The organism is Mesorhizobium sp. M0830 (genome assembly GCF_040319965.1).
Taxonomy (GTDB): domain Bacteria; phylum Pseudomonadota; class Alphaproteobacteria; order Rhizobiales; family Rhizobiaceae; genus Mesorhizobium.
The window spans coordinates 79815-101141 of record NZ_JAMYOR010000006.1 but is presented as its reverse complement, the minus strand read 5'-3'; the positions used below and the strand labels follow the sequence as shown (position 1 = coordinate 101141).

21 protein-coding genes are annotated in these 21327 nt (G+C 64.4%); 10 read left to right on the top strand and 11 right to left on the bottom strand.

Annotated elements, in window-relative coordinates; all coding sequences use genetic code 11:
- Positions 1–111: 111 nt before the first annotated feature.
- From NKI20_RS06190 to atzF, 8 genes are read left to right on the top strand one after another with little or no spacing between them, the layout of a single operon-like run.
- On the top strand, positions 112–1239 hold the full coding sequence (locus NKI20_RS06190; RefSeq protein ID WP_352829142.1) for a BMP family ABC transporter substrate-binding protein: 1128 nt from the start codon (positions 112–114) through the stop codon (positions 1237–1239).
- Positions 1240–1284: 45 nt separating this feature from the next.
- Positions 1285–2382: an ABC transporter permease gene (locus tag NKI20_RS06185; protein ID WP_352725493.1), complete on the top strand. Its 1098-nt coding sequence runs from the start codon at positions 1285–1287 to the stop codon at positions 2380–2382.
- Positions 2382–3308 (top strand): ABC transporter permease, encoded by a 927-nt coding sequence (locus tag NKI20_RS06180; RefSeq protein WP_352829140.1) that lies wholly within the window; start codon positions 2382–2384, stop codon positions 3306–3308. Before NKI20_RS06185 ends, NKI20_RS06180 begins: the two co-directional genes overlap by 1 nt.
- A 16-nt stretch (positions 3309–3324) precedes the next feature.
- Positions 3325–4026, top strand: coding sequence for a biuret amidohydrolase (gene biuH, locus NKI20_RS06175; protein WP_352829138.1), 702 nt, complete (start codon positions 3325–3327; stop codon positions 4024–4026).
- A gap of 10 nt (positions 4027–4036) precedes the next feature.
- Positions 4037–5569: an ABC transporter ATP-binding protein gene (locus NKI20_RS06170; protein ID WP_352829137.1), complete on the top strand. Its 1533-nt coding sequence runs from the start codon at positions 4037–4039 to the stop codon at positions 5567–5569.
- Positions 5569–6237, top strand: coding sequence for a cysteine hydrolase family protein (locus NKI20_RS06165; protein WP_352829135.1), 669 nt, complete (start codon positions 5569–5571; stop codon positions 6235–6237). The genes NKI20_RS06170 and NKI20_RS06165 overlap by 1 nt, the downstream gene beginning before the upstream one ends.
- A complete protein-coding gene (locus NKI20_RS06160) occupies positions 6230–6580 on the top strand; it encodes a cupin domain-containing protein (protein WP_023759784.1) in 351 nt (116 codons plus the stop codon). The genes NKI20_RS06165 and NKI20_RS06160 overlap by 8 nt, the downstream gene beginning before the upstream one ends.
- Positions 6577–8382 carry an allophanate hydrolase gene (gene atzF / locus NKI20_RS06155; protein WP_352829134.1) on the top strand — a complete coding sequence of 602 codons (1806 nt, stop codon included), beginning with the start codon at positions 6577–6579 and terminating at the stop codon, positions 8380–8382. Before NKI20_RS06160 ends, atzF begins: the two co-directional genes overlap by 4 nt.
- Positions 8383–8478: 96 nt before the next feature.
- Here the strand turns inward: atzF and NKI20_RS06150 are convergent, their stop codons facing one another.
- Genes NKI20_RS06150 through flhA form a run of 3 tightly spaced genes read right to left on the bottom strand, consistent with a single transcriptional unit; the run spans position 8479 to position 11704 of the window.
- Complete coding sequence (locus NKI20_RS06150; protein WP_352829132.1) at positions 8479–8865, bottom strand: hypothetical protein; 387 nt, start codon at positions 8863–8865, stop codon at positions 8479–8481.
- A gap of 2 nt (positions 8866–8867) precedes the next feature.
- Positions 8868–9620 (bottom strand): flagellar biosynthetic protein FliR, encoded by a 753-nt coding sequence (fliR, locus tag NKI20_RS06145; protein WP_352829130.1) that lies wholly within the window; start codon positions 9618–9620, stop codon positions 8868–8870.
- Positions 9617–11704, bottom strand: coding sequence for a flagellar biosynthesis protein FlhA (gene flhA / locus NKI20_RS06140; RefSeq protein ID WP_031260872.1), 2088 nt, complete (start codon positions 11702–11704; stop codon positions 9617–9619). The genes fliR and flhA overlap by 4 nt, the downstream gene beginning before the upstream one ends.
- 145 nt (positions 11705–11849) lie before the next feature.
- Here flhA and NKI20_RS06135 point away from each other — a divergent pair, with 145 nt between their 5' ends.
- Both NKI20_RS06135 and NKI20_RS06130 read left to right on the top strand, forming a co-directional pair.
- Positions 11850–12149: a putative quinol monooxygenase gene (locus tag NKI20_RS06135; protein ID WP_352829127.1), complete on the top strand. Its 300-nt coding sequence runs from the start codon at positions 11850–11852 to the stop codon at positions 12147–12149.
- A 112-nt stretch (positions 12150–12261) separates the two neighbouring features.
- Positions 12262–14043, top strand: coding sequence for a chloride channel protein (locus tag NKI20_RS06130; protein WP_352829125.1), 1782 nt, complete (start codon positions 12262–12264; stop codon positions 14041–14043).
- A gap of 42 nt (positions 14044–14085) precedes the next feature.
- Here the strand turns inward: NKI20_RS06130 and NKI20_RS06125 are convergent, their stop codons facing one another.
- The 8 genes from NKI20_RS06125 to NKI20_RS06090 form a co-directional block, all read right to left on the bottom strand.
- Positions 14086–15729 (bottom strand): MFS transporter, encoded by a 1644-nt coding sequence (locus NKI20_RS06125; protein WP_352829123.1) that lies wholly within the window; start codon positions 15727–15729, stop codon positions 14086–14088.
- Positions 15730–16000: 271 nt separating this feature from the next.
- Positions 16001–16267: a flagellar biosynthesis protein FliQ gene (gene fliQ / locus NKI20_RS06120; protein ID WP_023761707.1), complete on the bottom strand. Its 267-nt coding sequence runs from the start codon at positions 16265–16267 to the stop codon at positions 16001–16003.
- A gap of 24 nt (positions 16268–16291) precedes the next feature.
- Positions 16292–16699, bottom strand: a complete 408-nt coding sequence (flgD, locus tag NKI20_RS06115; RefSeq protein WP_352725359.1) for a flagellar hook assembly protein FlgD — start codon at positions 16697–16699, stop codon at positions 16292–16294.
- Positions 16699–17142, bottom strand: coding sequence for a flagellar biosynthesis repressor FlbT (gene flbT, locus NKI20_RS06110; protein WP_352829121.1), 444 nt, complete (start codon positions 17140–17142; stop codon positions 16699–16701). Before flbT ends, flgD begins: the two co-directional genes overlap by 1 nt.
- Positions 17139–17486, bottom strand: coding sequence for a flagellar biosynthesis regulator FlaF (gene flaF / locus NKI20_RS06105; protein ID WP_352829119.1), 348 nt, complete (start codon positions 17484–17486; stop codon positions 17139–17141). Before flaF ends, flbT begins: the two co-directional genes overlap by 4 nt.
- Before the next feature lie 31 nt (positions 17487–17517).
- Positions 17518–18561, bottom strand: coding sequence for a flagellar hook-associated family protein (locus NKI20_RS06100; protein WP_352829117.1), 1044 nt, complete (start codon positions 18559–18561; stop codon positions 17518–17520).
- Between the two features lie 3 nt (positions 18562–18564).
- Positions 18565–20016, bottom strand: coding sequence for a flagellar hook-associated protein FlgK (gene flgK / locus NKI20_RS06095; protein ID WP_352829115.1), 1452 nt, complete (start codon positions 20014–20016; stop codon positions 18565–18567).
- Between the two features lie 27 nt (positions 20017–20043).
- The gene (locus tag NKI20_RS06090) at positions 20044–21300 is read right to left on the bottom strand and encodes a flagellar hook protein FlgE (RefSeq protein WP_352829114.1); all 1257 of its coding nucleotides are present in this window, start codon (positions 21298–21300) and stop codon (positions 20044–20046) included.
- Positions 21301–21327 lie beyond the last annotated feature (27 nt).

Below are 21327 nucleotides of genomic sequence, written 5' to 3'. Positions count from 1 at the left end.
ACTGATTTTATTCGATAAATTGCGTCGAAAGAATTGGCATGGCGATTGCATGCACTTTCTTGACGGCATGTTAACCGACCCGGAAATGGGTCTTACAGGGGAGCATTCACTATGACCGCGAAATTCACGCTTAACCGCCGCGAGTTGCTCAAGACTTCCGCCGCCGGAGCCGCACTTGGGCTCGCGTCGGCATCCTTTCCCATCGGCCGCGCCTTCGCCGCTTCGGCAACTGTCGGCTTCATCTATGTCGGCCCGAAGGACGACTATGGCTATAACCAGGCGCATGCCGAGGGTGCCGCGTCGCTGAAGGGTATCGAAGGCCTCTCCATTGTCGAGGAGGAGAACGTGCCCGAGACGGTCGATGTCCAGAAGACGATGGAATCGATGATCAACCTCGACGGCGCCTCGCTGATCTTCCCGACCTCCTTCGGCTACTTCGACCCGCATATGCTGGCCATGTGCACGAAATTCCCCGACGTGCAGTTCCGCCATTGCGGCGGCATGTGGAACAAGGACAAGCATCCGAAGAATGCCGGATCCTATTTCGGCTATATCGGCATGGGCCAGTACCTGAACGGTGTCGTCGCCGGCCACACCACGAAGACCAAGAAGCTCGGCTTTGTCGCCGCCAAGCCGATCCCGCAGGTGCTGCTCAACATCAACTCGTTCCTGCTCGGCGCGCGCTCCGTCGACCCGACCATCACCTGCCAGGTGATCTTCACCGGGGAATGGTCCCTGGCGGTCAAGGAGGCGGAGGCCACCAACGCGCTGGTCGACCAAGGCGTCGATGTCGTCACCTGCCATGTCGACAGCCCCAAGGTCGTGGTCGAGACGGCCGCCGGCCGCGGCGCCTTCGTCTGCGGCTACCACGCCAACCAGAGCCCACTGGCGCCCGAGAAATACCTGACTGGTGCCGAATGGAACTGGGCCAAGGTCTACAAGATGTTCGTCGACGATCTCGTCGCCGGCAACCCGCTGCCCAATTTCACCCGCGGCGGACTGGCCGATGGCTTCGTCAAGATGAGCCCGCTCGGCCCGGCCGTCGGCGAGCCGGCGCGCAAACAGTTCGACGCCACGCTGGCCGAAATGATGAAAGGCGGCTTCGCCGTCATCAAGGGTCCTCTGAACAGCAACAAGGGCGCTGTTGTAGCCACTGCGGGCCAGGCCTTCCCCGAGAACGCGATCGAACTCGAAAGCATGGACTATCTGGTCGCCGGGGTCGTCGGCTCGACCGCCTGATCGAAGGGGAGCGGGGCGATGGCCGAGATAGTGACAGAAGTCGGCATGCCGGTGACATTCGGCGCCAGGGGTCATCCGGCAGCGCTGGAATGGATGGCCCGGCGGGCCGAGGCCTTCGTCATTCCGCTGGCCGCGCTGGTCGTTGGCATGGCCCTGTTCAGCCTTTTCATCCTGGCTGTCGGCAAGTCGCCGGTCCAGCTCTATGAAACGATGTGGCGTGGCGGCTTCGGCTCGTGGTTCTCAATGCAGAACTCGTTGTCACGCGCCGCACCCCTGTTGCTGGCGGCGCTCTGCGTGGCGCTGCCGGCGCGGCTCGGCCTCGTCGTTATCGGCGGCGAGGGCGCCATCGTGCTCGGCGGCGTCGCCGCCGCGGCAGCAGGCACGGCGCTCGACGGCGCGCCTTCCTTCATCGTGATACTCGTCATGGGCGTGGCGGGCATGGCCGCCGGCGGCATCTGGATAGGTGCCGTCGGCGCGCTCCGCCATTACCGTGCCGTCAACGAGACCATTTCCAGCCTGCTGATGGCCTATATCGCCATCGCCCTGATGAACCAGCTCGTCGAAGGGCCGCTGCGCGATCCAGCCTCGCTCAACAAGCCCTCCACCCAGCCGCTGGCCGATATCTACCGCATCGGCGACATGCCGGGCATGGAGGTGCATTGGGGCCTTGCCGTTGGCGTCATCGCCTGCGTCGTGTCCTGGGTGCTGATCGAAAAGACCCGCTGGGGCTTCGCCGCCCGCATCGCCGGCGGCAACGTCAGGGCCGCCCAGGTGCAGGGGCTTGCCGTCGGCTCGCTGATCGTCGTTTTCACCGGGTTGGCCGGCGCCTTCGCCGGTCTTGCCGGCATGCTCGAGGTCGCGGCGGTACAGGGCAGCGCCAACGCCTCGCTTGCCGCCGGCTACGGCTATACCGGCATCCTCGTCGCCTTCCTCGCCCGCCACAATCCGCTGGCCATCATCCCGGTCGCCTTCCTGCTCGGCGGGATCGACGCCTCCGGCGGGCTGATCCAGCGCCGCATGGACCTGCCTGATGCCACCGTGCTGGTGCTGCAGGGCATGCTGTTCATCGTCATCCTGTTCAGCGAGACCTTCTACGGCCGCTTCAAGGCCTTCAACCCCGATCTGTGGCAGAGGAGCAGCTGATGGACGCCAGCGGGATCGGCCTCTGGGGCGTGCCGCTCGCCATCCTCGGCGGCGCCATCCGCGTCTCCACGCCCTTCATCTTCGTCTCGCTCGGCGAAGCCATCACCGAGCGTTCGGGCCGGATCAACCTCGGGTTGGAAGGCACGCTGGTGTTCGGCGCCATGGCCGCCTATGCGGTGGCCGTTATAACCGGCTCGCCCTGGCTCGGCCTCGCCGCCGCCGCCTTCGCCGGCCTGTGCTTCGGCCTCTTCCACGGCTGGATCTGCAAATTCCCAGGGGTTAACGACATCGCCATCGGCATCGCCTTGATGCTGTTCGGCTCGGGCCTCGCCTTCTTCTTCGGCAAGCCGTTTATCCAGCCCTCGGCGCCCGACCTGCCGGCTATCCCCCTGGGCGCATGGTCCGACATTCCGCAGGTGCAGGCAGCCCTCGACGTCAACGTGCTGTTCCTGATCGGCGCCGCTCTTGCGGTGTTCCTGTGGTGGGCCTTCCGCAACACCCGCGCCGGCCTCATCGTGCGCGTCGTCGGCGACAGTTCCGACGCCGCGCACGCCATGGGCCTCAACCCCAACACCGTGCGCTTGATCGCCACCGGCGTCGGCGGCGCGCTCGCCGGCATCGGCGGCGCCTATCTGTCGCTCTATTATCCCGGCAGCTGGACTGAGCGCATCTCGTCTGGACAAGGGCTGATGGCGGTGGCGCTGGTCATCTTCGCGCGTTGGAACCCGCTCGGCTGCTTTGCCGCCGCACTTCTGTTCGGCGGTGCCGGGGCGCTCGGGCCGGCGCTGCAGTCGGTCGGCGTCACGCAAGGCTATTACCTCTTCTACGCCGCACCTTACATCCTCACCCTGGTCATCATGATCGCCACCTCGTCGCCGAGCCGCTCGCTCGCCGGCGCTCCGGGCGAACTGTCGATAACCAAATGAGACCGGAGATTTTGCCATGAACGCCAGAGCCGGTATCACCCAGCGCTATATCGACGCCGATCCTTATCCATGGCCCTACAATGGCGAGCTTCGTCCAGACAACACGGCGCTGATGATCATCGACATGCAGACCGATTTCTGCGGGCCGGGCGGCTATGTCGATCATATGGGCTACGATCTGTCGCTAGTGCGTGCGCCGATCGAGCCGATCAAGTCGGTGCTGTCGGCGATGCGGTCCAAGGGCTACACGATCATCCACACCCGTGAGGGCCATCGGCCCGACCTCGCCGACCTGCCGGCCAACAAGCGCTGGCGCTCGCGTCGCATCAATGCCGGCATCGGCGATCCCGGCCCCTGCGGGCGCATCCTGGTGCGCGGCGAGCCGGGCTGGGACATCATCCCGGACCTCTATCCGGCCGAGGGCGAGCCGATCATCGACAAGCCGGGCAAAGGCTCCTTCTGCGCCACCGATCTGGAGCTGATCCTCAACCGGCGCCGCATCGACAACATCGTGCTCACCGGCATCACCACCGACGTCTGCGTCCACACCACCATGCGCGAGGCCAACGACCGCGGCTTCGAATGCGTGATGCTGGAGGATTGCTGCGGCGCCACCGACTACGGCAACCATCTGGCCGCCATCAAGATGATCAAGATGCAGGGCGGCGTCTTCGGCGCGGTGTCGAGCTCGGCCTCATTCGTCGCTCAATTGCCGTGAGGAACCGAGGATGAACAAGATCACCGGCCACAAGGCCGTCGGCGTCGAGACCATCGGCATGACCATGCGCTTCGGCGCCTTCACGGCGCTGGGCGATGTTTCAATCAAGGTGCCGGCGGGATCATTCCATGCGCTGCTCGGGGAAAACGGCGCCGGCAAGTCGACACTGGTCAAATGCATGATGGGTTTCTACCATCCGACCTCCGGCGAGATGCTGGTCGACGGCCGCGAGGTGGCAATCGCCAGCCCCCAGGACGCCTCGGCGCTCGGCCTTGGCATGGTCTACCAGCATTTCACCCTCGTGCCGTCGCTGACCGGCGCGGAAAACCTGGTCATCTCGCGCGAAAAGGTGCCTGCCATCATCGACTGGCGCAAGGAGCGCGACGAACTTGCCGTGTTCATGGACCGGATGCCTTTCAAGCTTCCGCTCGATGTCAAGGTGGCCGAGCTTGCCGCTGGCGAGAAGCAGAAGCTGGAGATCGTCAAGCAGCTCTATCTCGGCCGCTCCTTCATGGTGTTGGACGAGCCGACTTCGGTGCTCACCCCCGCCGAGGCGCAGGAGGTGCTCGGCCTCGTGCGCGCCATGACCAGGGCCGGCGACCTCACCGTGCTGATGATCTCGCACAAGTTCCACGAAGTGACGGCGTTCGCCGACGACGTCAGCGTGCTGCGCAAGGGCAGGCTCACCGGGACCGGCCGCGTCGCCGACCTCGACCACAGGCAGATGGCGGCGATGATGATCGGCGACCAGCCGATCGCAGCGCTCGACAGCCGGACCGAGCCAAAGCCGGACGCCGAGATCGTACTCAAGGTCAAGGCGCTGAAGGCGCCTGATCGCACCGGGCTGAAGTCGATCCGGATCGAGGATCTTGGCGTGCGCTCCGGCGAGATCGTCGGCATCGCCGGTATTTCCGGCAACGGCCAGAAGGAATTCCTCGAAGTACTGGCCGGGCAGCGCCCGCGCGACGCCGGCGAAGTGATGGTGCGCGGCACTGCCTATGCGGCGACGCGCGCCGAAGCGCGTGCGCTCAACGTCCGTCTCATTCCGGAGGAGCCGCTGAAGAACGCCTGCGCGCCGAAGATGACCGTGGCCGAAAACATCTCCTTCCGCACCTTCGATATTGACGGCAATGGCAAGCCGGTGAGTTGGATCAGCGCCGGTGCCATCAAGGCCTTCAGTGCCCACCTGGTCGAGCAGTTCAAGGTCAAGACCGCCTCGCTATCCTCGCCGATCGCCTCGCTGTCGGGCGGCAATGTGCAGCGCGCCGTGCTCGCCCGCGAACTCACCGGCGAAGTCGACCTTCTGATCGTCTCCAATCCGTGCTTCGGCCTCGACTTCTCGGCAGTGGCCGAAATCCGCGCCCGCATCATGAAGGCGCGCAATGCGGGTGCGGCCGTGCTTTTGATGTCAGAAGACCTCGACGAGTTGCTCGAACTCTCCGACCGCATCCTGGTCATGTCGGACGGCGCACTGGTCTACGAGACGCCGATCGCGCAGGCGAGCGTGCAGACGATCGGCGCGCATATGGCTGGACATCATTGATGGCCAAAATCGCAGCGCAGCCGTTTCCGTTCGCCTTCAAGCGTGAGAGCATGGTGCTGGTCGTCATCGACATGCAGCGCGATTTCGCCGAGCCCGGCGGCTTCGGCGCCAGCCTCGGCAACGACGTTAGCCGGGTCGTGGCGATCGTGCCGACGGTGAAGCGGCTGATCGAGGGATTTCGCGCCGCCGGCCTGCCGGTGATCCACACGATGGAGTGCCATCGTCCGGACCTTTCGGATCTGCCGCCAGCCAAGCGAAATCGCGGCAATCCCTCGATCCGCATCGGCGATGTAGGGCCGATGGGCCGCGTGCTGATCGTCGGCGAGCCGGGCACGGCGATCCTCGACCAGCTTGCGCCGCTGCCTGGCGAGATCGTCATCGAGAAGCCCGGCAAGGGGGCATTCTACGCCACTTCCTTCGGCGAAGACCTCAAGAGGCTCGGCGCAGGGCAGCTGGTCTTTGCTGGCGTCACCACCGAGGTCTGCGTGCAGACGACGATGCGCGAGGCCAACGACCGTGGCTATGAGTGCCTGCTCGCCGAGGACGCGACGGAAAGCTATTTCCCCGAGTTCAAGGCAGCGGCGATCGCCATGATCAGGGCGCAGGGCGCCATCGTCGGCTGGACAGCGACCACCGATCAGGTACTCGAGGGAATTGCCAATGCCTAATCTTGCCTTTGCCGGCCTGCTCGACGGCGGCTGGCGCGATCTGGCGTTCGAGCCTTTCCGAGATGGAATCAGTGTGCACTGGCTGCTGAAGGGCGGGCCGGTGGAGCCGTCGGTCGCCGTCCTCAGCTACCGGCCCGGAGCCGGCGTGCCGCGCCACCGCCACGTCGGGCTGGAGACCATCGTCGTGCTGGAGGGAACGCAGAGCGACGAGAATGGCGACTATGCCACCGGCAGCGTGGTGCTCAATCCGGTCGGCACCGAGCATTCGGTGTGGACGAAAGACGGCTGCGTCGTGCTGATCCAGTGGGACTTGCCGGTGATCATTCTGGGGGAGGCCAAATGAGCGACCTGCGATTCGACATAAGCAGCCTGCACGCCGCCTATCGGGCAGGCATCGGCGTAGACGAAGTCATCGAGACGGTGCACGCCCGCCAGAGGGCCGCCGACGATCCCGGCATCTTCATTCATCTGGCCGACAAGGCCGCGCTGCTGGCGGCCGCCGCCGCCCTCTGCCCGTTCGATCCGGTGGCCCAGCCGCTCTGGGGCGTCCCCTTCGCCGTCAAGGACAATATCGACGTCGTCGGCATGCCGACGACGGCGGCCTGCGCCGAATACACCTACTGGCCCGACAGGGACGCCACCGTGGTGGCGCGGCTGAGGGCGGCCGGCGCGCTGGTCGTCGGCAAAACTAATCTCGACCAGTTCGCCACCGGCCTTGTCGGCGTGCGCACGCCATGGCCGATCCCGCGCAACGCCATCGACGCCGAGCTGGTGCCGGGCGGCTCCTCGTCCGGGTCGGCGGTGGCGACGGCGCGCGGCATCGTCTCGTTTGCGCTCGGCACCGACACCGCCGGCTCCGGCCGCATCCCCGCCGGCCTCAACAATATAGTCGGGCTGAAGCCGACGGTCGGCGCGCTGTCGGCCGCCGGCGTCGTGCCGGCCTGCCGCACGCTCGACTGCGTGTCGGTGTTCGCATTGACCGTCGACGACGCCTATCGGGTGTTCTCGGTGGCGGCGGCGCGCGACGCCGCAGATCCATATTCGCGCGACATCGCTGTCCAGCCGCTCGCCGTACGCCCGCCCGTGCTGAGCGTCGGCATCCCGGCAAAGGCCGACCTGAAATTCTTCGGCGATGCGGCAATGCAAGCCGGCTTCGAGGCCTCGCTTGCCACGCTGTCGCGGCTCGGCTGCCGGCTGGTGGAAATCCCCTTCGGCGATTTTTACGCCACCGCCAACCTTCTCTACGAGGGCGCCTGGGTGGCCGAGCGCTATGCGGCGATCCGCGATTTCATGGAGGCCAACGAAGCGGCCCTGCATCCGGTGACGCGCAAGATCATCGGCGGCGCGCGCAAGCTTACGGCGGCGGACGCTTTCCGCGGCCTCTATGCCTTGCAGGCCTACAGGGCAAAGCTTGCTCCCGTCATCGCCTCGGTCGACCTGTTTTGCGTGCCGACCGCGCCGACGCATTACACAACCGCCGCTGTGCTCGCCGATCCGATCGAGACCAACAGCCGCCTCGGCACCTACACCAATTTCGTCAACCTGCTCGATATGTGCGGCATCGCCGTTCCGACGGGCACGCGCGACGATGGGCTGCCGATGAGCGTGACCTTGCTGGCGCCGGCCGGCCGCGATGCGCTGACAGCGGCGCTCGCCCGCGACCTGCATGCGGCGAGCGGCGCCTCGCTCGGTGCAACGGGCTGGCCCCAGCCCGGCCCGCCGTCGGCCGCCGCGCCGCCCTGCGACGGCATGATCGATCTGGTGGTGGTCGGCGCGCATCTGTCGGGCATGCCACTCAACGGCCAACTCAACCAGCTCTGCGCGCAATTCCTGCGCGCCACAAGAACCGCCGCCGCCTACAAGCTCTATGCGCTGGCCGGGCAGTCGGTGCCGAAACCCGGCCTGATCCGCGTTGCGGATGGCGGCATGCGGATCGATGTCGAGGTCTGGCGGCTTGGACCGGAGGCCTTCGGTCATTTCGTCGCCGCCATTCCGGCGCCACTCGGTGTAGGAACGATCGAACTCGAGGATGGCAGCGCGGCCAAGGGATTTCTCGTAGAGACCGCCGGCCTAGCGGACGCGTCCGATATCTCCGCCTATGGTGGTTGGCGAAATTTTATCAGCCGCGACCAAAAATATGGCTGATCGAACTGACCTCTGGTCAAAAAGGCCCGTCACTTCGAATGGACCTAAATTCGGGGGCGGCTTCGCTGGTTTGCGCAAGCGGGTAGCGGATGCCACCTACTTCTCATGTCCCCGCTTCTGCGCGATCAGGTCCAGCCGCTCGCGGTCGGAGCGTTCACGCTCGTCGCGGTTGCGCACCTCCTTGTAGGCGCGTTCGACCATGTTGGTACGCGCGGTTGCGGCGGCGATGAGGCTGGCTTCTTGCTTGGCGCTTGCCAGGTTCGCCTCCTGGCGGACGACGGCTTGGGCGATGCGACGGTGGTAGAGATCGGGAAACAGGCCGGAGAGGGAACCGGCCTGGTCGAAATGCCCGACCAGATCGCGGGCTTCGGCCTCGGCGTTGCTGGCCGCGGCAATGAAGGTGGCGTGACGGGTTTCGTGCAGCGCCTTCAACTGCTCTTGCACCTTGACCAGTTTCCTGAGGCGGTCCTTGCGCGTGGCCATGGTCATCTCGCCAGCGTCAGGTCGACAAAACCGTCGACGAACAGCGACAGCATTGTGCCTATGGCGAAATAGAAGATGATCATACCGCCGGCGATGATGAAGGGCTGGGAGATGAAATAGATCGGGATCTGCGGGGTGAGCTTGTTGACGAAGCCGATCGTCAGATTGACGAGAATGGCATAGGCGACGAACGGGCTGCCGAGGCGGATGACCAGGAAGAACGTGTCCGACACAGTGTCGGTGACATCGACCAATGCGGCCTGGGGGTTGAAGAAGATGTTGACCGGCGCGACTGTGTAGGAAGACACCAGCGCGCGCACGATCTCGTGGTCGAAATCGAAGACGAACAGCATCAGCAGCGCCGAAAAAGAGATGATGGCTGCAAGCGCCGCCTGGGGTTCGGGCTCCTCGATCGCCGGTCCGCCGCTGCCACCATAACCGATCAGCATGGCGATGGCCGACCCCATGAAGCGCAAGGCTTCCATGTAGAGCCTGGTCATCGCGCCGATCAGGCCGCCGACCAACAGTTCCGAGATGATCATCGGCACCAGGATTTGCGGGCGCGGATCGACGAAGGGAAAGATCTTGTCCCAGAGGAAAGCGAGCAGGCCACCAGTGGCGGCGACCGCCACGAACAGCCTCACCTGGACCGGAATGCGGGCGCTGGACAGGCCCGGCATCAGCATGAAGCAGGCGCCGATACGGCAGAAGGCGAGGAACGCCGCGATGACGACGCCTTGCGAGAGCACGGTCACGATATGGTTCCGAGCACCCTGATCTCGACGCCCTTGGCGATTTCGACATGGCTGAGCACCGGCAGAGTGGTGAATAGCCGCTCGATGATCATGCGCACATAGGGACGGGCGTCGGGCGCGGTGACCAGCACGAAACGTTCGCCGGCTTCCAGATATTTCTTGATCGCCTTGGTCGCGTCCTGGCCGAACTCCTCGAGTTGGCGCGGGTCGATGTCGAATTCGCGCACCTCGCCCTTGGCGTCGCGCTTGAGGCTCTGGTGGAAGGCGAGGTCCCAGCGGTTGCCGAGGCGCAGCACCTTCAAAACGCCGCCCTCGGAGAGGTCGCCACAGATCTGCTGGGCCATGCGGATGCGGACATGTTCGACGATCTGCTCGGTGCGGCGCACATGCGGTGCGATCTCGGCGATCGCCTCGATGATCAGATGCAGGTTGCGGATCGAGACCCGCTCGGCGAGCAGCAGCTTCAGCACCGCCTGCAGGCCTGGATAGGAGATGTGCGTGGTGCAGATCTCGTCGGCAAGCTTGCGGTATTCCTGGTCCTGCCGTTCGAGCAGCGCCTTCATGTCCTTGTAGGACAGAAGCTGCGGCAGGTTGTTGCGGATGACCTCCGAGAGATGGGTGAGCAGCACCGACATGTTGTCGGCGAAGGTGTAGTTTTCGCGCTTAAGGTCTTCAGAGAAGGTTTCGAGCACGGAGTAGGCCCGCATGCCGAAGGCCGGCTCGCGAATTTCCTCGCCCGGTATTTCGGGCATGTCGCGGTTGCCGAGCAGCACCATGATCTCGCCGACACGCATCTGGTATTCGGCCACCACGGTGCCGTGCACCTTGATCTGATAGCTCTTCGGCGGGATGGCGAAATCGTCGGCGACGCGCACCTCCGGGACGACAAAGCCGTATTGGGTGGCGAATTTCTTGCGCATCTTGGCCATGCGGAAAACCAGTTCCTGATGCGACGTCAGCAGCCTCGTCGACAGCTGCTTGCCGATCAGCAGCTCGATCTCGGCGGTTGCGAGCGAGGCCTTGACCGAGTTCTTCTCCTCCTCGACTTTGGTCGCCTTCTCCTGGTCCTTGATCGCTTCAGCTTCGGCGAGGGCGCGGTTGTGGCGCATCGGGATGACGTAGCCGAGGCCGGCCATGCCGGCGGCGAGCGCAAAGAACGGGAACACCGGCAGGCCGGGCATCAGACCGAGCAGCACCAGCAGCGATGCGGCGACGTAGAGGGCGCGCGGATGGGCGCCGAGCTGGCCGAACACCGCCTGGTTGGTCGAGCCGCGGGTGCCGCCCTTGGAGACGAGCAGGCCGGCGGCGAGCGAGACGATGAGCGCCGGGATCTGGGTTACGAGGCCGTCGCCGACAGACAGCTTGATGAACACGTCGGCGGCTTCGCCCATGCCCATGCCGTGCCTGATGTAGCCTATGGCAATGCCGCCGACGATATTGATGGCAGTGATGATCAGGCCGGCGATGGCATCGCCGCGGACGAATTTCGAGGCGCCGTCCATCGAGCCGAAGAAGGAGGATTCCTCTTCCAGCTCGCGGCGGCGTAGCTGCGCCGTCTTGTCGTCGATCATGCCGGCGGAGAGATCGGCATCGATCGACATCTGCTTGCCGGGAATGGCATCGAGGGTGAAGCGGGCGCCGACTTCGGCGATACGGGTGGCACCCTTGGTGATGACGATGAAGTTCACCACGATCAGGATCATGAAGACGATGAGGCCGATGACGAAGTCGCTGGCCATCACCAGCTTGGAGAAACCGGCGATGACATAGCCGGCCGCGTGCGTGCCCTCATTGCCGTGCGACAGGATCATGCGCGTGGTGGCGATGTTGAGCGATAGCCTGAGCATGGTGGCGATGAGCAGCACGGTCGGGAATGACGAGAAATCGAGCGGCCGCTGGATCCACAGCGCCACCATCAGGATCAGTACCGAAAGCGCGATCGAGAAAGCGAGGCCGATGTCGATGAGAAAGGCCGGGATCGGCAGGAACAACACGGCCAGGATGATGACGATGCCGATGGCGAAGAAGACGTCGCGGCCGTTCTTGGCTACCGCGCCGGGCTGGATGCTTTCGCTGATCGCCATGTCGTCCCCAAAACCATAGACTGCCGAGCGCGCGACAGCCTGGTGAAGGTAGCCCGCCAAGCTTGCGCGAGGGTGGGAGACTGGCTAGTTCGAACGGTCATGCGCGGGTGGCCGTGCGGGCCGGCTTGGCAAAGAAGGGAAACCCATGCTTCTGATCATCGGCACCATCCGCTTGCCGCCAAACAAATTGGAGGAAGCCAAACCCGCCATGGAGCGCATGGTTTTGGCCAGCCGTGCCGAGGCCGGCTGTGTCCAATATTCCTACGCGCGGGATGTGCTCGATGCCGGGCTCATCCGGGTCACGGAAGTCTGGAGCGGTCGGGCAGCGCTGGACGCGCATTTCGCCTCGCCGCACCTTGCGGACTGGCGTGCGAGCTGGCCGGCACTTGGCATCGGCGAGCGCAACCTCGTGCTCTATGAAGCCGGCGAGCCCATGTCGACCTGATCGGTTTGCCACAATGGCGCCTCGTCTGTCGCCATTGTGGTTGCCATGCCCTGTCGCCGGGCGTATCAGGCGGCCTTTCCACTGCCTTTTGTGATGTCGGCGAGCCGCCCCGGTGCTTTCCAGAAACCACAGCGAAGTCTACGCCCGGCGGCTGCGCGCGGTGCTGATCCGATCGGTGCCGCTGCTCGAGGCGCGCGGCATAGCGGTGGTCATCCTGGCCGGCGCCGTCGGGGTAATGGCGGGCCTACTGGTCACGGCGATGAGCCAGATCGTGCAGGACCTGCACGGGCTGTTGTTCGGCGTCCAGCCCGGTGGTCGGCTTTCAGGCATGTTCTCGCTCACCAGTCCGGTACAGGCGCTGGTACCGGCGATCGGCGGCATCCTGCTCGGGCTAACGGTGACCTGGCTCAGAATCCGGAAATTCCGCACCCCGATCGATCCGATCGAAGCCAACGCGCTCTATGGCGGACGCATGTCGCTGACCGACACCTTCATCATTGCCGGCCAGACGATGATCTCCAGCGGTTTTGGCGCCTCGGTCGGGCTGGAGGCCGGCTACACGCAGGTCGGGTCCGGCCTGGCGTCACGGCTGGCGCGCTTCTTCAGGCTGCGCCGCAACGATGTCCGCATCCTGGTTGGCTGTGGTGCGGCCGGTGCCATAGCGGCCGCCTTCGATGCACCGCTGACCGGCGCCTTCTATGGCTTCGAACTGATCATCGGCATCTATTCGGTCGCCAATGTCGCGCCGGTCATGACGGCCGCGATCTCAGCCTCGCTGACCGCCGAAATGTTCGGCGGAGTGCCGTTTCCGCTCGAGCTTTCGGGCCTGCCGCCGCTCACCGCCAGCCAGTACGTGCCGTTCCTGCTGCTTGGTCTGCTTGGCGGGGCCGCCTCGATCGCCATCATGCATCTGGTGACGCTGATCGAGCGCAGTTTTGCCAGGCTGTCGATCGATGCGTCGCTGCGCCCCGTCATCGGCGGCGTCGTCGTCGGCTTGTTGGGGCTGATCACGCCGCAGGTGCTGTCCAGCGGCCATGGCGCGCTGCATCGCGAATTCTCGATGAATTACGGACTGGCCGTGGTGGCCAGCGTCTTCGTGCTCAAGCTGGCGGCATCGGCGGTCTCGCTGGGATCGGGCTTTCGCGGCGGATTGTTCTTTGCCTCGTTGTTCCTCGGCGCGCTGCTCGGCAAGGCGTTTGCGGATGTGATGGTCGTCGTCTCCCCGGCAACCGGCATCGACCCTGCCGTCGCCGCCGTCGTCGGCATGACGTCGCTCGCCGTCGGCGTCGTCGGCGGACCGCTGACGATGACCTTCCTGGCGCTGGAATCGACCCGCGACCTGACGCTGACCGGTGTCGTGCTGGCGGCCTCGCTCATGTCGGCGATCCTGGTGCGGGAAACCTTCGGCTACTCGTTCTCGACGTGGCGCTTCCACCTGCGCGGCGAGACCATCCGCAGCGCCCACGACGTTGGCTGGATGCGCAGCCTCACCGTCGGCTCGATGATGCGCAAGGATATCAAGACCATCTCTGCCTCGACGACGCTGGCAGCCTTCCGCAGGCAAGTGCCGCTCGGCTCGGCCCAGCGCGTCATCGCCGTCGATGCGGGCGACCACTATGTCGGCGTGCTGATCGTGGCCGAACTGCATAGCGAGCTCTCTGATGGCGAGGTGCCGGTGCGCGATCTTGCCAAGTACAAGGACGCGGTGCTGGTACCCAGCATGAACGTGCAGGCCGCTGCCGAAACCTTCCAGCGCGCTGGCGCCGAAGAACTCGCCGTGGTCGAGGATTTCACCGACCATATCGTGCTGGGGCTGCTGACCGAAGGCCATTTGATGCGGCGCTACGCCGAGGAACTCGACAAGGCGCGCAGGGACCTGTCGGGCGAGGGGTAGCGTAACCCAGGGAATCCAGGAGGCCAAGCGCGGTTGCTAAGCCTAATGCTCGATCGGTCCCTTGGCCATCACGAGAGCCGTGCCGGCGGTCGTCGGGCGCTCGATCATGCGCCGCACGCGCGGCGGCTCGTCGCCGCTGTGCAGCGCCCGTACACGCTCGCCGATGACGGCGTCGGCATGGGTGATGCGTCCATTGTGGCGCACATATTCGATCCAGGTCGGCGTATGATAGTGCTCGATCCAGATCGACGGATTTTCGAGGTCGCGCGCCAGTGTCCAGTTGCGGGCGCCGTCACGGCGGCGGATACGTCGACGTTCGGCCATGATGGCGAGGAACTCGGGTACGTCCTCTTCGCGGATGACGTATTCGATCATGATGGCGATCGGCCCGCTGCGCGGCTTGAGGTCGAGCGCCAGGTGCGGTTCCCTGAAGCGGTTGAGTGGGTCGAGATTAAGCACTTGCTGTTGCGGCAGCGGCAAGAGCAGACCGATGGCGCCGCCGGCCAGCATGGCCATGCTGGCCGCGATCAGCGCGGTTTCGGCGCCATGGGCATCGGCGACGACGCCCCAGATCCAGCTGCCGAGCGCGATGCCGCCGAAGGTCGCGGTCTGATAGACCGACAGCACCCGGCCGACCACCCAGCGCGGCGTGGCCATCTGCACCGTGACATTGAAATGCGACAGCGCGATCACCCAGCAAGCACCACCGACAAGCAGACCGAGTGAGGTCTGCCAGGCATGGTGGCTGAAGGCGGCATTGAAGGCGCAGACGGCGAAGCCGGCGAAAGCACAGCGCACCATCGTCTCGCTGGACAGCAATTGCCGCAGCCTGACGCTGATCAAGGCGCCGCCGACGGCGCCGATGCCGAAAGCGCCAAGCATGATGCCGTAGGTCAGGGCATCGCCCTTGACGACATCGCGCGCCACCAGCGGCAGCAGTGCCAGCACGGCGCCGGCGCTGAAGCCGAAAGCCGCGCCCCTGACCAGCACCTTGCCGATGTTGGGCGACATGGCGACATAGCGCAGGCCGGCGCCCATGGCGGCACCCAGCGACTCGCGCGGCAAGGTCGATACCGGCACGTCCGGCTTCCAGCGCGCCAGAACGACGATCAGGCCGATATAACTCACCGCGTTTGCCGCAAACGCGGCTGCCGCACCGGCAGCGGCGACGATGATGCCGCCGATCGCCGGGCCGACGCTGCGGGTAAGATTGAAGCCCATCGAATTGAGTGCGACGGCGGCCGGCACCTTGTTGCGGGGCACGATGTCGCCGACGGAGGCCTGCCATGACGGGCTGTTGAGCGCGGTGCCGCTGTCGATCAGGAAAGTGAAGGCAAGCAGCGTCCACGGCGTGATCAGGCCGGAATAGGTGAACAGGGTCAGGAGCACCGAGACCACCAGCATGAAGGTCTGGGCGACCAGCATCACTTTGCGCCGGTCGAAACTGTCGGCAATGGCGCCGGCGACGAGCGCAAACAGCATGATCGGCAAGGTGGTCGAAGCCTGGACCAGGGCCACCTGATAGGGGGAGGTGGCAATCGTCGTCATCATCCAGGCGGCGCCGACGCCCTGAATCAGGCCGCCGAAATTGGAGACGAGACTTGCACCCCAGACGGCGCGGAAAATGCCGTGCCGGAAGGGCGCCAGTGCCGAGACGCTCTCGCTGTCCGGCTTTTCGTCAATCATCGGTGGTTCCTGCCATGTCGTGCCGATTCGTCAGACGATCCGTTTGCTCAGGCCGTTTGCCGAAAGTAGGGCATGGCGCCGCAAAGGGCGAATGTCTTTCGAAAAAGCTCATGGTCCAACAATGGGATAGAGGAGGTCCACGCCTTATCTGCCGCCAGACCTGAGGAGATGCATCGGGTCGGCAACCGACCTGCGCGAATGCAAAGGACAATCTAGCCGCAGCCGTCTGCAAGCCTTGGCACTCGTTCCAAGACAGTGGGATAGCTGCCGCTCAGAAGCCGTTCTGGATGCGCTCGAAGATGACGTTGGTGAAGGCTGATATCTGGCTGCCGATGAAAGGGCCGGTCAGCGCCACCACCAGCATGATGGCGACGATCTTCGGCACGAAGGTCAAGGTGATTTCCTGGACCTGCGTCAGCGCCTGGATGAGCGCGATGCCGATGCCGACCACCATGGCGACAAGCACCACCGGGGCGGACGCGGTGAGCACCGTCCACACCGCGTACTGGACGATATCGAGAGCGTCGGCCTCGTTCATGGGACTGGCTCTCTGTCGAAAGCGTCAGCTCGCTGCCTTGACCGAGACTCCCGGGCCGACCGCGACTTCGGTGCCGTTCTGCAGCACGGCGATGAGGCCGCTGCTGGCGAGGCGTACCGACGCCACCGTGCCTGTCGTGTTGCCGTCGGCGGAGGTTATCGATCGCCCGATCAGCGCGTCGGCCTGCGACAGCGCCGAGGACTGCATGATCTGGTCGAGCTTGGTGTTGCTTTGCACCGATTGCTCGACCTGCGAGAACGTGGCGAGCTGGGCGACGTACTGCGTCGAGTCCATCGGCTTGGTCGGATCCTGGTTCTTCATCTCGGCGATCAGAAGCTTCAGGAAGGACTGATAGTCGACCGCTGTCTTCGACGTCGACGCGGTGGCCTGGTTGGCGCCGGTCGGTATCTTCGTCGTCATGTCCACGTTCATCAGTATCGTGCTCCCACAGCCAGCGGGCGCTCGGCACCCGGAACGTCGTCATTGCCGCCCAGCGCGCGGCGTTCAAGCGGATAGAGCGCGCGAATTGCTTTCAGCGCCTCGTAAATATAATCCTCGCCGACCATGCGGTCGATCTGTTTCAACGCGCCGCAGATCTGGGTGTCTTCGAAGCTTACGAGCAGCAACGGCAGCGAGCGGCGGAACATGTCGCGCGCGGCGGCCGCGCCGGCCGGGTTCATCAGCATGACCTGCAAGATGAAATACAGCTGCTTGAGCGGCGTCGAGGCGTCTTCGGCCTGGATCACGTGGCTCTCCAGCAGGAACTGCACGTCGTTCATCAATTCGACGGTGACCTTGCGGTCGACACGGATAACGGCGCCGTTAATGTAGAGCTTTTCATTCGGCTTGAGCGATATCTTCAGCGTGTTGGTCATTGAATGCCGTCCCTGATGATCTGGGACACTTCGATCAGCCCTTCGAAATTATTGGTGCGGCCCTGGCGAATGTCCTCCGCCTCGCGCAGCAGCCACAGACCGATGGAAATGAGGTTGGCGCGCAGTTCCTTGGGCAGGGCGTTGTCGCTGGAGCCGAGATCCTCGACGAAGGCGGTCCAGACACGGTTGGTGAAATTCAGTGCCTCGATCGCCTCCATCGAGCCGTGGCCGGCCGCCGCCGCTGCCGCCAGCATGTCGATCGAGCGGGTCAGCAGTTCCCGCTCGCGGTCCTTCGCATCGGCTACGGAGGTGCTCTGGATGTCGGCGTAGGAGAATTGGTACATCGTTGGGGCTCTACCGTTCCGTTAAGCGTTGTCAGGTCAGGTAATTCAGCAGGCTGAGCTGCTGCAGGCGTGCGGTCAGCGCGAAAGACGTTTCGATATGCTGCGTCAGGTCGGCGACGCGGGTCGCGGCTTCGGCTGGATCGACGCCAACCAGATCGACAATGTGCCGTTCGAATAGATCGGTCTGTGTTTTCATACGGTCATTTGCGTCGGACAGCCGCTTCTGGACGATGCCGGTCTCGGACTGAACCTGGGCAATGCCGCTCAGCGCTTCGCCGACCAGCAACGTGGAGCGGCTGACGACCGTGTTCTTCGCAGCCTGGCTGATGTTGCTTGACATCAGGCTGGCAACCATGGTTGCCGCCATGGCGAGCTTCTGGATGCCGTCGCTGTTGGCACTGGTCGAAGTCGGTGTGGTTTCGTTGAGTGCGATGCGGCTGACGATCTGCTGGTCGGTGGCGTTCGACCAGTTGCCTTGCCAGCCGGGACCCGTGAACTGCGGTGCGACGTCGTTGGTTATGAAATCGTCCATCTGCGCGGCAGTGATGTTGGCTGCTGCCGGGTCATCCGGGGTGAAACCGAAATTGGTGACGAAGGAAGCATCGAATGCCGCCTTTGCCGGCGAGCCGGCGGCGCTGAAGTCGTTGATCGGCTTGACGTCGGTGTTGGTGCCGGCGAACAGGTACTCGCCGTTGACGCTGGTGTTGAGGATCGAGGTCAGCTGCTGGATGGTCGCTTTGCCGGAATCCCGGGTGAGACTGTTGGAAGAATCGCTTGATGAGGCGGTGGTCAGGGCAGACAGGAATGTCTGAGCGGCGCCGGAGAGCTGGCCAAGCGAGGTCTGCGTCGAGGAAAGCCGGGCGCCGACCAGGCCGTTGGAGTCGATGATGACATTGAGCCGGTCGAGATCGCGCTGGAAGGTGACGGACTGGGCGGTGCGCCCTCCGAGAGCTAGACCGACGTCGGCGACCTTGCCACTCGAGGACTCTTTCGTAGCTTTGACGAGATCGGCCTGCATGCGCATCTGCTGGGAGCGCATGGCGTTCGATATGGCGGCTGACGAGACAGAAGTCATGGATTATCCCACCGCGTTGAGCAAGGCCGCCATCATGTCGTCGACGGTTTTCATCATCCGGGCCGACGCCTGATAGGTGTGCTCGAGGTCGAGGAGCAGCGACATTTCCTGGTCGACATTGACGCCGGTTGCGTTGGACAGCGCCTCGGCGCTGCGCGAGGCCAGTGCTTCCTTGGCGTCGGAAGCGGTCGATGCCTGCTGGCGCACGCCCTCGAACCAGCCGATCGAGTTGGCTGCGTAGTCGGAAACGCTGGACATTGCCGAAACCCCGGCGGCGGGATCGAAGGTCATCGGTTGGTCGAGCCGATCGCCATAGGCAATCAGCAGGGTGGAATAGGATGCGCCGCCGGTGTTGGCGACATAGGCCGCACCGTTGGCACCGCCGTCGCGCAGCAGCGTCGGATTGCCGCCGCTGCTCGGGTCCATCGCCGCATTGACGCTGATGGATGCGGCAAGCCCGTTGACCAGCGTGCCCGCTGCCGGCACCGCCGGCGTGCCCGACCATGTGAACAGGCCGGTTTTGTTAGGTAGCGATGGCGCCGTTTCGGCAAAGGCCGTGATCAGGCCGCGCGCGGTCTCGTCGAGCTGGCTCTGCATGGTCGAGGCGACGCCGTCGCGCAGTTGCAGCAGGCCGGCAAGCGTGCCGCTGGCGCTGGTGTTGCCGCCGGCTCCCGCCGAGATCGGCACATTGTCGATATAGACTGCATTGCCGGCGGCGCCCGCGGTATAGCCAGCCGACGCCGCGAAACTGACCGTGCGCGGTATCGTCTCGAACAATGTCGTGCCGTCACCGGTGGTGATGACCATGTCATTGTCGCCTCGCGTGAAAGTCGACACCGGGACATAGTTCGAAATCTTCTTCAAAAGCGCGTCGCGCTGGTCGAGCGCATCGGAAACATCGTTGCCGGAGCGGGTTCCGGTCATGACGGCCGTGTTGGCATCCTGGAACTGGCTGAGCAGCGAGTTCAGGTCGTCGACCGCCGTGGCGATCTGGTCATCGGTCTGGGTGCGGAAATCCTGGACGGCCTTGGAGCCCTCGTTCAGCGAACGCACAACCTGCTTGGCGGCGTCGATGACGCTGGCTCCGAGGTTCTGGTTGGACGGGGAAGTGGCGTAGAGCTGCAGCGCCTGCTGCAGGTTGGCGATCGCGGACGAGGGCGAGGACGCATTGTCGACGCCGTTGACCGCAACTCCCAGCTGATCCATGCCGCTGAAGAGCGCGTTCTGGCCGCTCCAGGCCGACAGTGCGCTGAGATTCTGGCGGAACAAGAGGTCGTTGGTGACGCGTTGAATATCAACCGAACGCGCGCCCGGCGCCGTGCTGGTGACGATGGCCTGGCGGCGCGAATAGTCCGGATTGGAGGCGTCGGCAACGTTGCGCGAGACAACGCTGGTCTGTCGCGCGGTGTTCATAAGCGCGGACTGGGCGATACTCAATGCGGTAGACAGTGACATGCGGTCTTTCGCGGGGCGGTGCCCGTTTTATCTCTTCAGGTTGACAAGGACGTCCATCAGATCGGAGCCGGTCTGGAAGACTTTCGAATTGGCGGTGTAGCTGCGCTGCGCTGCGATCATGTTGGTCAGCTCCTCGGCGATGTCGACGTTGGAGTTCTCGATCGCACCGGAGATGATGGAGCCAAGCTTGCCTTCATTGGCGAAGCCGACACGGACCGCGCCCGACTCGGTGCCCTGCGAGTAGACGTTGCCGGGCAGTGCGGTGAGTTGATCCGGGCTCTGCACGTCGGCCAGCGGGATCTTGTAGAGCGGTTTGGTGGAACCGTCCTTGTACTGGGCGTAGATGGTTCCGTCCTTGCTGATCTGGACCTTGTCGATGGTGCTCGGCGCGTTGCCGTTGACCTCGGCATCGGAAACGGTGAAGCCGGTGCCAAGCTGGGTCAGCGCCGACAGGTCGAGCGAAAAGGCAGAGCCGTTCGGCACGGTGAATGAAACGCTGGTGGGCGTGCCGGTGAGCTTGCCGGTAGTGGTGTCGAAGGTCAGATTGGCCGAACCGAGCGCGCCGCCGGTGTAGGGAAACGAGGTTCCGGCAGTGGCCTTCGACTGATCGAAGACCGCGACCTGCCAGGTGCCGGCGCCGGTGTTGGTGAAATAGACGTCGAGCAGCTTCTTGTTGCCGAGGTTGTCATAGGCGACCATCGAGGATTTCGACGTGTATTGTGCGCCCGCAGCGTTGGCGGCGGGCAGGTTGGCGGTCGCGACCGGTGTCGCGCCTGCCGGCAGGTTGCCGGCATAGCTACCGTCGGTGCTCGGCGTCGCGGTCATTCCCTGGTCGGAAATCACAACCGGGACCAATCCCTCGAAGCCGTTGACCGTCGCTGCCGGCACGCCGTTGTCGTAGCTATAGGCCATCAGCTGGAAACCGGCCGAGTTGACCAGCCTGCCCTGCCCATCGGGCACGAAGGCGCCGGCTCGGGTCAGGTAGGGTGTGCCGCTCGGATCCTGAACGACAAAGAAGCCATCGCCGCTGACAGCGAGATCCGAGACCGAGGTCGTGTATTGAAGCACACCCGGATCGCTGACCGCCTGACGGATCGTCGTGGTAATGCCGCCGGAATTATAAGCGCCGCCAGTAGATGGCATGACCAGCGTCGAGAACTCTGCGGAGGACCGCTTGTAACCGGTGGTATCGGAATTGGCGATGTTGTCGGCGACCGTCGACAGGCGGTTTGCTTGCGCGTTCATGCCGGAAACGCCGGTCCGCATCATTCCGTAGAGGCTCATCGAAACGTCTCCCCAATGTGCATGCCG